This is a genomic window from Thiomonas delicata (genome assembly GCF_900088825.1).
Lineage (GTDB): Bacteria > Pseudomonadota > Gammaproteobacteria > Burkholderiales > Burkholderiaceae_C > Thiomonas_A > Thiomonas_A delicata.
Genome location: NZ_LT592170.1, coordinates 1143801 through 1155867, shown reverse-complemented (window position 1 = coordinate 1155867; position 12067 = coordinate 1143801). Strand labels below are relative to the sequence as shown.

Here is a 12067-nt window from a genome sequence, read left to right as displayed (position 1 = left end):
GTGATGAGCGAGGGAAGACGGCGGTTGTGGCAACGGCCGCAGATGGCGCTGACCCCGCGCAAGCGAAGCGCGCAGCGCCGCAGGCGCGAAGGCCGATCAGGTGCAACCTGTTCGGCAGCTTTTCAGGGGCGCCAAGCCACGCGCGGCGGGGATCGGCTGCAAGCCGTTCCCCTGGAGTGCAAGCGCAGTGCGCAGGCCCGTGAGAGCCGAAGGACTCAACACCAGTCGCAGCAAAAAAGGGGCCGAAGCCCCCTTGGTTAAAGCAGCCCCCGTTCGGCGAAGGACTCTGTGGACTCGCCGCCGACAACGATGTGATCCAGCGTGCGCACGTCCACCAGTGCCAGCGCATCCTTGAGCCGCTGGGTTATTTGCCTGTCGGCCTGGCTCGGCTCGGGATTCCCGCTCGGATGGTTGTGCGAGAAAATCACAGCCGCCGCATTGCACCGCAGCGCCTCTTTGACCACTTCGCGCGGATGAACTGATGCACTGTCGATCGTGCCATGGAACATTTCGACGTATTCGATCAGTCGATGCTGACTGTCGAGGAACAGCACTGCGAACACTTCGTGCTCGAAGCCGGCCAGCTTGGTGCGCAGGTAGTCCTTGACCGTTGCCGGTGCAGTGAAAGACGCTCCACGCTGCATCTTATGGTCGATGGCCTGGCGCGCGGCAGCCAGTATCTGGTCAGTGGAAGCCGGCAGATAGCGCCCCTGCGCGTCACGCACCAGCAGTGAGGAATCAATAGCGAGAGAAAGTTGCGACATGATCGTGCTCCGGTTGCACGGGCGGAATTGCCCGGAACCGGCGCCAGCACGGCGCAGCGCAAGCAGTCAGGGGTCGCAGACGGCCGCGGCCGCAAGCGTGCAGGCACGCGCAGCCCTTGACGGCGAGAACGCCGTGGTACGGTGAAGGGAAACAGCAAGACCGCCCATCCCACTTCCCACGAAGGCACGGATGGGCAAGCGGAGCGCGCAGGCCCTCAAGGGCCGGAGGCGTCAGGGATCAAAGCCGGATGGCCGCGATTCGGTACGAAGCGCGGGGCGCAGCCCGCGAGCCCGACGGCGGAACGCCGGGACGCAGAGATACCACGATCAGGACTGCTTGTTATCTGTCTTGCGTTGCTCAGGCAATCGGCGACGTGGATGCCCGACCTGTTCAGATCCAGCAATTCGATTTGCCCTGAATTCTTGCTGGCGCAAAAAAAATGCCGAACGATGATGCTTCTTCCGGCTCACGTTCGAACTTATCGAGCCAGCGCAATTCAGCGCGCACATGACGGCCGCACTAGATTCCAAGTTTCTGAAAGAATATCTGACTGCGCATCTTCGCGTCTTTCAGCACCTTGTCCCAGCTTATGACCTCAACATAGAGATTGATGTTGCCCATCCACTGGAACCAGCCGAGCCTGTCGGGCATGGGCGTAAAGTTCTTCTCGCGCTCAAGCCAGGTTTCTACCTTGGCCGTCAGATCGCACACAATGTAGCCGTAGAACGGTGTGTTCTCAGCAACAAGTATCTTGCGGCCTTCGGGTGTCTTGTACTTGCCGTCCCGGATGTCGTTCACGTAGCGCACGATCTGCTGGACCGGGTCCTCTCGGGAGGACGGGTTCACGAAGTCGTCACGCTGAGGCTTCTTGAACTCGAAGATCGTAATCGGGTTGCTCGCTTCGTTATCGCCTCGGAACAGTACCCGCTTGTTGTAGACCAACAGGTCAGGACGATCAGTATTCCCACCGTTGAGGGGGAGGTCAGAGGAAACGTAGGTGGTGAAATTCAGCCTTTCGTCTACGATCCAGAGATTGTGATCGTGAAAGGACGTGATATCGGTGTCACCCTTGCGTGGAAAGATGATGTCGTGGACCACACCTTCGGAGGAATACGTTCCAGATTCATCTGTTTCAAGGCTCTTGCCGAAGATGTCTAGGATTTTTCGGCGTAATGCGATGTAGTGAATCAGATCATTCTTGCTGGTGCCGGAGATTTTATTGACGATCTCGATCACGCTGTCCTGCACATTCTCGAAATTTGTCTCGGCCATCAGCTTCGCTACATCGCGCTTGATGGCGATCTCCTGCGCAAACTTCTCCTTCTGCAACCGCGTTTCGATCTCTTCATTGCTTGGGTTATAGGGCATCCCGCTCAGGTCGATCTTTTCCAGGATGGCCTTGTGCCACGGCGCTTCTTCATCGACGTAGGACTGCACACGCTCTTTCTTCTTTTCCTGCCGGAACGTGATATCTGCACCCATCGCCTCACGGGCGATCGTGGCAGCGTCCTGCTCAATCTGGGTTTGCCCAATTCCGAGAATCAGGTCGCTGTCCATTTGAAACTCAAACCCGCCTCGCTCCAGCGAAACATTCCGGTCGAGATAGGGTCCGAATACGTAAGCTTTGATGATGTAATTGCGTGTGCTGTCTACTTCACCGTTTCGATCTTTCTCTAAGAACTCGTCTACGAACTCTGGGATGTATTTGTGGATCGCAGACCCTGAGACTTCCCGCTTATGCGCGACAAGGCTGATTCGGCTTTTCTGGTTGCGCGGGGAGTAGAGTTTAAACACGCGGACCAGGAACTCCTCTTCCGTATCGGAAGCCTTGAGCGTGAAGGTCTTGCGATCAATGCCGATCTCCCGGATGACGGCAGACAATTCGTTGCTCACGAAATCGTTCAAGCGGATCGCGCTACTCCCGTCCTGCTCCGAAAGAACAATGTCGGGGCAGACGTAATCCTGCGTGATGAAATACGGCAGCAGCCGCTCCACGAGGCTGCGGGCGATGGTCGAAAGCTTCTTGTCGAAGGCGCGTCCCGTCTTCAGAGGCGCCAGAGTGACCACAGTGCCAGTGTCCTGCTTGTCGCTTGGTGTGACCTTCTCGCGCACGATAATCTCGTGTTCCTTGCCCATTGAGAAGCTGCGTGCTTTAAGGACGGCACCATCGCGATAGATACTCTTGACGTGCAGGTCCTCGAAATATTTAAGTCCAGTGAAACGGCCGAATCCCTTACCGCCTTCGGCAATCTTGAGGTCGGTGTAGAGCGTGTCGAAGGAGTTGCGGTGCGCGTCATTAAAGCCGATACCGTTATCCTCGATGTCGAAGCCTGTGACCTCCGGTAAGCTTCCATCCAGCTCGACCTGAGCGTTCCGTTGCGTGCGGACCTGGACTTTCCCATCTTTGCGGCCAGCCTCGTCAATTGCCTGAATGGCGTTAACGATCATCTCGACAACGGGCGTGTAGACGGTCGTGTTCGCTCGAATATTCTCGACGGCGCGTTTGATATTTACGTTGCTCATGCGGATGCGGTCTCAATGGGTTTTTTGCGGCGCTTACGTATCGCCGTTACCCAGTTTTCCAAAGCTTCGATGTCGGCCTTGAGTTCTGCCGGACCGGGTACCGGCGCACGAGCCGCCGCGGCTTGATCATGGCCAGGCAGCCATTTCGAGCATTTCGTCATAGCCGCCTCGACGGTCTTGCAGTCCTCGGGAGTGATGTCGGCGATCTGAGAAACTTGTTGTGTCTGAACACTCGGCCTATAGCGTTCGACCACGCCGCCCAATAGGACTTCTTCGAGGGCGCGCTCCCATGCTTCCCGCAGCAAACCGTAAAGATACTTGGCGTCTTTCTCGTAGGCGTCCTGATGACCGTCACGAGAAAGCTTGTCGGCGGCTTGCCAGCCGCTTTTCAGGTAGCCGATCTTTTTCTTGACCGGCAGCGCAACCCACGGAAGCTCTTCCGCACACACGCCTGCACCCTTGGAAAGGAACCGGACGTGTTGGTCAAACTGATCGACGCCCAGCTCTTCCGCGAATTGCTTTAGGAGCAGCAGGAAGACGACATCGTGGGTGAAAACGATAACCTGCCGGGTGTTGGCCTCCAACACCAAGCGCCGAGCCACACCCTGACGCCATTGGTAATCAAGCGAGGACACAGGATCATCGAACACGATGCCAGAGAGGTCATCAGCAGTGCTGAGTTCCGCAAAGAATGCGGCGATGGATAGGCAGCGCTGCTCGCCCTCGCTCACAACTTTTGGCAAGTCAACGCCAGGTGCGCGCGTAAGAGCAAGCTTGTGGTAGAAAACGCCGTCCGCACCGCCAAGTTCCTTTAACTCGACCTCGACGTGACCGAAAGACAGATTGACCAGTTCATCTTTAAAACTCTGCTTGAGCTTCTGCGATACGACAGCCTTCGTAACAGCAGTGCTCTTCTGCGTAATCACCTGTGTCTTGGTTTCGTCAATGCACAGCCCATAAGCGGCGTACTTCTTCCGACGCTCGATATCATCAAGAACAGTCTGTTGATGTGCTGCCAGAATTTTACGGGCACGCAACTCCTGTACTTCGGTGGTCATGCGCTTGCGGGTTTCATCGGTAGCGCTGGTGCGCAGCGTCTTGATCCGGGCCTCGATTTCCCCGGCCAGCGCCTCGGCGTCACGAGAGGCCGACACGAGGGCGGGACACTCGGGGGCCAGGTCCTTGTCTTCGGCGATGGCTGCGGTGACAGTCCTACGGCGGTTCTCGTTGGCTGAAAGCGCTGCGGCTATTGCGTCCGCAACGGCCTCATGCTCGATGCGGATTTCCTTGAGCGCTTCGTCAACGGCTTCGGTTGTCGTCCTGAGATCAGTGAAGCCCTTTCGCAAACGTGCGAACTTCTCCCTGATCTGCCGGAGTTCACGTTCCGTTGTCGAAGCCACGAACGCTTCAAATTGGCTGAGCCTATGGGATGCTGCGTGATCGAGATCCTGTTGGCACAGGACGCAATGAGCGCCGTCTTTTACGACCGGATATGCCTTGTCTGGATAGGCTAACTCCTGCGAGAACTGACGCGCCGCTTCCCAAAGCGCGATCCAGGGATCGGTGCCGGTTCCAGGCAGCACCCCTTCGGGAAATGTTGCCTCCCGCAGCCGTTTTGCTTCCTCGCTCTTGCGGCGGCCTTCTGTCCGTGCATCGAACACGGCAGCCACGGCCTCCACCGAAAGCGCCGCTTCCACCTCCTTGAGGTGCCGGGCCAGTGTCTGAACCCGACCCGCGCGCAGGGTGAGTTGCCGGATCAGCTTTTCGGGATCATTGGCCTGCAAGTCGAGCAGCGACTTCTCCAGAAGCGCAAGCCGAGCCTCGTCCTCCGGGGAGAGACGCGCGAGTGCCTCTACGGCGTCCAGCTTGGTAAGGGAGCTAATGTTCGTTAGAAACTTCGCAATTGCTGTACCTTCGGGGACCTGTGCCTGAACAGCGGTGAGAGCGTTTGACGCAAGAGCGCGCTGTTCGCTTTCGAGTTCTGCGCGAACGGCCTTACACGCCTTCACGAGCTTGTCGAACAGGTCCAAGCCGAAGGGCCGGAAGGCAACATCGGTTTTTTCGGTCAGGTAGACGGAAGCGCACTGTGTATCGAATACGCTCACACGCGAAACGAACTCATCCTCACCGGTTCCGGTCCATTCCCGTGGTTCAGGCTCAGCTCCGATCTTGTACTTGATCGCAACCACCGGCGCGAGCGGTGCTGTGCCGGAGACAACATTGCCCAGGATTTTCTCTTGCCCCCGCGCCCGGCAGGCACCCTTGAGGATTCGGATATAGCCCGTCTTGCCTGCGCCGTTATCACCATAAACCACGGTGAGACCGGGTGCGAACTTGAGTGTCTGGTCCTCGGCCAGCGCATTCACACCGCGATGATGGAAGATTGATACCAGAGAAACAGGGGCAGCACCCGCTGTTGTGTCGGACACATGCTCCTTGGCGAAGTGCGCGATTTCCTGCTCCTCAGCGAGGCCATGCGCACTCTTGCAAACCTCGGTAAGTGCGCGGATGTCATCGTCGAAGAGTTCTCCATTGAGTACGAGCCGACGCAGCGCGTCGCGTTGCCACGCTGGACGGCCTTGAGACCATTCAAGTATTTCTTGTAGGACCGTCATACTCCCCTCGCTGCATTGCGTCCTTTATGGCATAGCCAATCTCATTGTTCGCTTCACCGTGTATCGTCCTCAATGGGCCGAAGAACCGTACCTTCAGGCTGATCCAGAAAGCGCCGGATGGCCAAGCGCACAACGTACTGGAGCGGCAACGGCGGACGTTGCGCTTCAGCCAGCTTGCGCAAAGCCTCGTAGTCCTCAGCATCAAGGGAGACTGTGAAGCGCTTGAGCGGTTGCGATTGAGGCATAAGCGTCGGACCAACCAATATGAAACTCGATCACCAGCTTACACCGAAATGCACCAAAACGCACCGAAGCGTCAAGGCGCGCCGATGCGGACTACAGTCGCGGATCAGATGATGAGCGAGGGAAGATAGAAGTTCTGGCAACGGCCGTAGATGGCGCAGACCCCGTGCAAGCGAAGCGCGCAGCGCCGCAGGCGCGAAGGCTCATGGGGCCGGAGAGTTCGACATAAGGCGCAGCAAAAAGGGGGCCGAAACCCCCGGGATCACAACAGCCCCCGTTCGGCGAAGGACTCTGTGGACTCGCCACCGACGACGATGTGATCCAGTGTGCGCACGTCCACCAATGCCAGCGCCTCCTTGAGCCGCTGGGTTATCTGTCTGTCGGCCTGGCTTGGCTCGGGGTTCCCGCTCGGATGGTTGTGCGAGAAGATCACTGCCGCTGCGTTGAACCGCAGTGCCGTCTTCACGACTTCGCGCGGGTACACCGCCGCCGAGTCGATGGTGCCACGGAACAGCTCGGCGTACTCGATCAGCCGATGCTGGCTGTCGAGGAACAGTGCCGCGAAGACTTCATACTCGAAGCCGGCCAGCTTGGTGCGCAGGTAGTCCTTGACCAGCGTCGGCGATGTGAACAGCGCACCGCGCGGGATCTTCTGGTCGATGACCTGGCGGGCCGCCTCCAGGATCTGATCGGCGGTGGCCAGCATGTAGCGCCCCTGGCTGTCACGCACCAGCAGCGAGGAATCGAAAGCGAGAGAGAGTTGCGACATGATCGTGCTCCGGTTGCTCGGGCGGAATTGCCCGGAACCGGCGCCAGCACGGCGCAGCGCAAGCTGTCACAGGGTCATGGACGGCCACGGCCGCAAGCGTGCAAGGCACGCGCAGCCCTTGACGGCGAGAACGCCGTGGTACGGTGATAGGGAACAGCAAGACCGCCCACCCCACCTCCAACGAAGGCACGGATGGGCAAGCGGAGCGCGCAGGCCCTCAAGGACCGGAGGCGTCAGCCGAGCAGAGCGAGGGAACGATGAAAGCCCGAATGAGGCGAGACTCGCGCAGCGAGGCTCGATGCGCAGCGCGACGGCGGCACGCCGGGACGCCGGGACGCCGGGACGCCGGGACGCACCGTTATCGCTTGCGAGTCTTGGGACGAATCGTTGCGTGAGATTCCAGCAGACGCCGCGTGTTCTCCAATTCCTTTTGCAGCAGTTCGGCATCCGGCAACACGGTTCGATAGTTTGCTGCCATGACCTTGCTGGGCAAACCTTCCAACGCATACCGCGCCAAAGCGTGACCCTTGTCCGCGCACAGGATCAGACCCACGGGCGGGTTCTCGTCGTGAAACGTCCAGTGCTCCTTCGCATAGTTGCAGTACAAGTGCATCTGGCCCACATCGGCATGCGTCAGGGCACCGAGCTTCAAGTCAATGATGACGAGGCAGCGCAGCCGCCGATGGAAGAACAGCAGATCGACCCGATACCAGGTCTGGTCGATGCGCAACCGCCGCTGTCGTCCAACAAATGTGAAGCCCTCACCGAGTTCGAGCAGGAAGTCTTGCAGCCGATGGATCAGGGCCTGTTCAAGATCGGACTCCGAATACTCGTCCTTGAGGTCCAGAAATTCCAGCACATACGGGTCTTTGATCGCGTCGTCGGGCGTGACGGCATCTTCCGGCTTCGGCACGGCGCCTTTGACCAGCATCGCCGTCTTGTTCTTCGACAGCGCCGTGCGTTCGTAGAACTGGCTGCCGATCTGCCGGTCGAGCTGGCGCACGCTCCAGCCACCGCGCAGGGCTTCGGCTTCATAGAACTGGCGGGCATGGTCGTCCTTGACTGACAGCAGCCGCACGTAGGCCGACCACGGCAGCGTGAAGGCGTGCGCCAGATCGGACAGGCTCAATTTCCCAGACACTGCCTGGGATTTCTCAGAAGCCACTTCGTTTCGCAATTTCCCAGACAGTGTCTGGGAAATCACCGAACGGGGATACGCGAGAAAGAAGCGCCGCATGTTCTCCAGGTTGTTGACACCGAAGCCCCGCCCGAACCGCCCAGTCAGGTCACTGGACAGCCGTTCGATCAACTGCTCGCCGTACCCCGCACGGCGCTTGCCCTGCTGCTCGGCTTCCACGATGCGGCGGCCAATTTCCCAATAGCTCGCCGTCATCAACGCATTGACGCTGCGTGCTGCCGCCTGGCGCGCGGCATCGAGCAATTCGACGATGCCGCTGTGGATGCCGGCATAGCCGGCTGGGACGGCGGCGCCTTTCGCGGTCGTCGTGGAAAGCGTTCCCTTGCTCATGCGACCACCTCCGCAGGGCGCTGCTCGCCGGTGATTGTCTTGCGACGATTCGCCACCAGTTCGGCCGCCTTGCGTATCGGATCGTCCTCGGTATGGACATAGCGCATGAACATCACCACGGTCTTGTGCGCCGTCAGCGCCATGCCGACCTTGACCGGGATACCCGAATTGGCAATGTCGGTCGCCGAGCGATGGCGGATGCCGTGCGTACCCACATGCGTCGCGCCCGCCGCCTTGAGCGCACGGCACCAGCCGCCGTAATACTCGCCCGTCGTCAGGTGCTGCCCCGGATGGCGTGGCGACGGCAGCACGTAGGGATTGCCTTTCTGCCTCGGCGCCGTCGAAAGCAGCCGGTAGGCTTCCTCACTCAAAGGCTTGGACATGCCACCTGTCTTGCTGTCAGGCCAGACCACCCTCCGGTTCTCCAGATCGACCCATTCCCATTGGAGCGTGACGATTTCGGAGCGGCGGCCGGCAAACTCGAATTGCAGACGGATCGCCAGAGGGATGACGTAGTTCTCCAACCCTTCGGTCTCGATCTTGTCGAGCTGCCGGAACAGCTTGCCCATGTCCTCGTCACTGATGAGGTGGGTGGACTTGCCTGCAGGGAACATCGGGACATGGCGGCAAGGATTCGTGCCGTCAGGCCGATAGCCCCACACCTCGGCCAAGTTGAACATCTTGCGCAGGATGCTGAACGCCTTGTTCGCCTCGGTCTGCTTGTACGAAAGTTTTTCCATCAATCCGGCAACGTCAGGCCGCTTCACGTCGTGAACCTTCTTGCGGCCCAGCAGCGGGATGATGCAGCGATCGATGACGCCTTGATAGCCGACCTGGGTGCTGGCCTTGTTGCGCTTCTTGGAGTAGTCCTCCATGAATTTCTTGCACAACTCCGCAACAGTGGGTGCCTTGCGCGCCTCGGTCTTGGCGGCACCAGGATCGCCGCCTCGGCGAACCTCAGCCAGCCAGTTCTGCGCCAGCGAGCGGGCCTGTTCGACGGTCAGTTCTCCGTACATGCCCAGCGCCGGCTTGCGCCGTTCGCCGGCATTCGTCCGGTACTGGAGCATGAAGACCTTGCGACCGGCCGGTGTAACCTTGCACAGGAAGCCGGGAACAAGCGTGTCACGCAGCTCGATGGGCTGCGCCTGGGGTTTTGCCGCATCGACTGCGGACTTGGTGAGTTTGATCTTAGCCATGATGACTCCTCGGAAAGACGCGGTTTCCAGGAGCCTGTTAGGAGCCAAGCGGACGGAAGCCGGGTCAAGTTTCGGAAAGCACCGGCATAGGATGAACTCACGTAAGCTATTGATAAACCTGCCACAACGGGCTGTGGCGTAGTCCAGCGAAGTTCGGTGCTGGAGTCATGCTGAAACAAAAAAAGGGGGAACCATGAAAACCCATGGCTCAACCAGTTGCCTCCGGCGGCACCTGCGCACCGCTAAAAAAGAGAGACAATGGCCAAATAGTCAAGCAAACCCGCTTGGCCTCAGACCAGCTCGTTCTGACTCAAACCAACGGGCCTCCGCAAACCCGGGGCGGTTCAGTTCATTTACTCGGACATGAAAAAACGCCGCTTCGTTATGCTTTTGCACGCTGGTTCTGGCGAACATTAGAATTGATCATGACACACTATACTGCAGAAGTACTTTGGCTAAGGCAAGGGCAGGACTTTCTTGACAATCGCTACAGCAGAAAGCATGTGCTTCGTTTTGACGGTGGCTTGGAAGTACCGGGCTCCTCATCTCCACACGTTGTTTCCCCTCCGATGTCTGACACATCGGCAGTGGACCCCAAAGAGGCATTTATTGCCTCACTCTCGAGCTGTCATATGCTGTGGTTTCTGTCCATCGCAGCTAAACAAAAGTTTCGGATTGATAGATACTTTGATGCAGCGCTTGGCGTGATGGAGAAAAACGCGGAAGAGAAAATGGCCATGACCGTGGTCACGCTTCGACCAAAAGTCCACTTTTCGGGAGAGCGTTTACCAACGCAGGAGCAAATCAGTCAAATGCACCATGAAGCTCACGAACAGTGCTTTATAGCTAATTCCGTGAAAAACGAGGTGCGATGTGAGCCAGTTCTCTAACCCTCGCAACAGGAGCCTGGGCAAAAAAAACGCGCAGCCCTTTAGCCCCACTCGTTATGCGTATTGAGCTCTTAGCCGACCATCGGTACCTAATTACAAAAATTGCCGCGTTTTTGCATGACGAGTGGGGTGCCTTTCCACCGTGGGCCTCATTGTTAGCTATTGAGGAACGATTGGCGGCAAGATCGCAAGCGCATGAAGTACCCTTCACGCTGGTAGCGCTTTCTGCCGAGAATGACTTTCTAGGGACGGCGAGCATCAAACGCTTTGAGCTTCCCGCTCACCCCGACAAGGAGCATTGGCTTGGTGAGGTGTTCATTCCGAAGGGCCTTCGTGGGCAGGGCATAGGCTCTTCCATGATCGCTGAGTGCATCAAAAGGAGTCTCGATCTCGGCGTTCAGGCACTCTATCTTTACACGCCGGACCAACAGAGACTGTACGAACGGTTTGGGTGGCAAGAAGCAGTGCAAACCGTGGTCAATGACGAGGCTGTCAGCATCATGGTAAGGCACGCAACTCATAACTTGCACGTCGAGAGGGACGCTCCGCCGACAAGCCGACACCACGCCCGTCAAGTTGAACGGTAAGAAATCAGCACTGGACCCCGCATCAACCAATACTCGGAGAACAATTGCATGTTCGTCATATTGCTGCGCTACATTAAGCCATTATCTGAGGTTGATCGTCTTATCGGGGAGCATAAAGAATTTCTGGAACGTTATTATGCTTCCGGTCACTTCCTGTTGTCCGGACGCAAGGAACCTCGTACTGGCGGGGTCATTCTTTCAAAAGCGGAAACGAGAGCAGAAATCGAAAGCATAGTGGCCAACGACCCTTTTCATCGAGAACAAATTGCTGAGTATGAAATTATTGAGTTCTTACCTTTTATGGCTGCCACGCGGCTTGCAAATCTCTAGCTGACTTAATAAGGTTCTTGTGGAACGCACCACTTCTCGCCCCCCCGATCTGCGACACCAAGTATCAATTTCCGGCTCGACACATAAAAACACATAAAGGAATAACTCATGGATCAAGTGCTTACAGGTGGATGTCTCTGTGGAGCCATTCGATATAAATGCCAAGGTGAGCCAGTTTTCTCTGGCAATTGCCACTGCAGAGACTGCCAACGAACTTCTGGAAGCGCGTTCACACCAGCTATGTTTTACCCGGAAATAGCTGTGAAAATTGAGGGAAATCCAAAGTCATATGAAACTACTGCGGATAGTGGAAACAAGATTTGGCGTTTATTTTGCCCAAGTTGCGGATCGCAATTGTTTAGCAAGCTTGAAATGCTTCCAGGCATGATCGGTTTACGGGCGGGAACACTCGATGATCCTTCAGCATTCCATCCGAAACTAGATTTCTACACATCAAGTGCGCCCACCTGGGATTTTATGAATCCACAATTGCCAAAGTTTGAAAGAGCACCGAAGCAGTAGCACGATGCCTCACAACGATTAGCCCAGCGGACGCTCGCTGGTACTTGTCACGGACGACACCTAGATGACAGAAAGCGCTTGGTCGGCCCCTAGGTTTCG

The 12067-nt window shown here is 57.6% G+C and carries 11 protein-coding genes; 4 read left to right on the top strand and 7 right to left on the bottom strand.

The genetic code is table 11. From position 1 onward, the window contains the following. Window positions 1–257: 257 nt before the first annotated feature. The 7 genes from radC (THIARS_RS05475) to THIARS_RS05445 form a co-directional block, all read right to left on the bottom strand. Window positions 258–764, bottom strand: a complete 507-nt coding sequence (radC, locus tag THIARS_RS05475; protein ID WP_094159798.1) for a RadC family protein — start codon at window positions 762–764, stop codon at window positions 258–260. 520 nt (window positions 765–1284) lie between these two features. Beyond that, window positions 1285–3288, bottom strand: a complete 2004-nt coding sequence (locus THIARS_RS05470; RefSeq protein ID WP_094159797.1) for an ATP-binding protein — start codon at window positions 3286–3288, stop codon at window positions 1285–1287. Then, the gene (locus THIARS_RS05465) at window positions 3285–5903 is read right to left on the bottom strand and encodes an AAA family ATPase (RefSeq protein WP_094159796.1); all 2619 of its coding nucleotides are present in this window, start codon (window positions 5901–5903) and stop codon (window positions 3285–3287) included. Before THIARS_RS05465 ends, THIARS_RS05470 begins: the two co-directional genes overlap by 4 nt. A 53-nt stretch (window positions 5904–5956) precedes the next feature. Next, window positions 5957–6148: a ribbon-helix-helix domain-containing protein gene (locus tag THIARS_RS19250; protein WP_094159795.1), complete on the bottom strand. Its 192-nt coding sequence runs from the start codon at window positions 6146–6148 to the stop codon at window positions 5957–5959. A 260-nt stretch (window positions 6149–6408) separates the two neighbouring features. After that, entirely contained in the window at window positions 6409–6915 is a 507-nt protein-coding gene (gene radC / locus THIARS_RS05455) for a RadC family protein (protein WP_094159794.1), read from the bottom strand. Window positions 6916–7273: 358 nt separating this feature from the next. Continuing rightward, a complete protein-coding gene (locus THIARS_RS05450; RefSeq protein ID WP_094159793.1) occupies window positions 7274–8443 on the bottom strand; it encodes a PDDEXK nuclease domain-containing protein in 1170 nt (389 codons plus the stop codon). Continuing rightward, window positions 8440–9639: a tyrosine-type recombinase/integrase gene (locus THIARS_RS05445; protein ID WP_094159792.1), complete on the bottom strand. Its 1200-nt coding sequence runs from the start codon at window positions 9637–9639 to the stop codon at window positions 8440–8442. The genes THIARS_RS05450 and THIARS_RS05445 overlap by 4 nt, the downstream gene beginning before the upstream one ends. A 425-nt stretch (window positions 9640–10064) precedes the next feature. On the opposite strand from THIARS_RS05445, the gene THIARS_RS05440 reads away from it, so the two are divergent. The 4 genes from THIARS_RS05440 (at window position 10065) to THIARS_RS05425 (ending at window position 11968) form a co-directional block, all read left to right on the top strand. Continuing rightward, window positions 10065–10529, top strand: a complete 465-nt coding sequence (locus tag THIARS_RS05440; protein WP_094160646.1) for an OsmC family protein — start codon at window positions 10065–10067, stop codon at window positions 10527–10529. Window positions 10530–10585: 56 nt separating this feature from the next. Next, window positions 10586–11116 carry a GNAT family N-acetyltransferase gene (locus THIARS_RS05435; RefSeq protein ID WP_013123585.1) on the top strand — a complete coding sequence of 177 codons (531 nt, stop codon included), beginning with the start codon at window positions 10586–10588 and terminating at the stop codon, window positions 11114–11116. A 48-nt stretch (window positions 11117–11164) separates the two neighbouring features. After that, window positions 11165–11446 carry a YciI family protein gene (locus tag THIARS_RS05430; protein WP_013123586.1) on the top strand — a complete coding sequence of 94 codons (282 nt, stop codon included), beginning with the start codon at window positions 11165–11167 and terminating at the stop codon, window positions 11444–11446. Between the two features lie 108 nt (window positions 11447–11554). Then, window positions 11555–11968, top strand: coding sequence for a GFA family protein (locus THIARS_RS05425; protein ID WP_013123587.1), 414 nt, complete (start codon window positions 11555–11557; stop codon window positions 11966–11968). The last annotated feature ends 99 nt before the right edge of the window (window positions 11969–12067 follow it).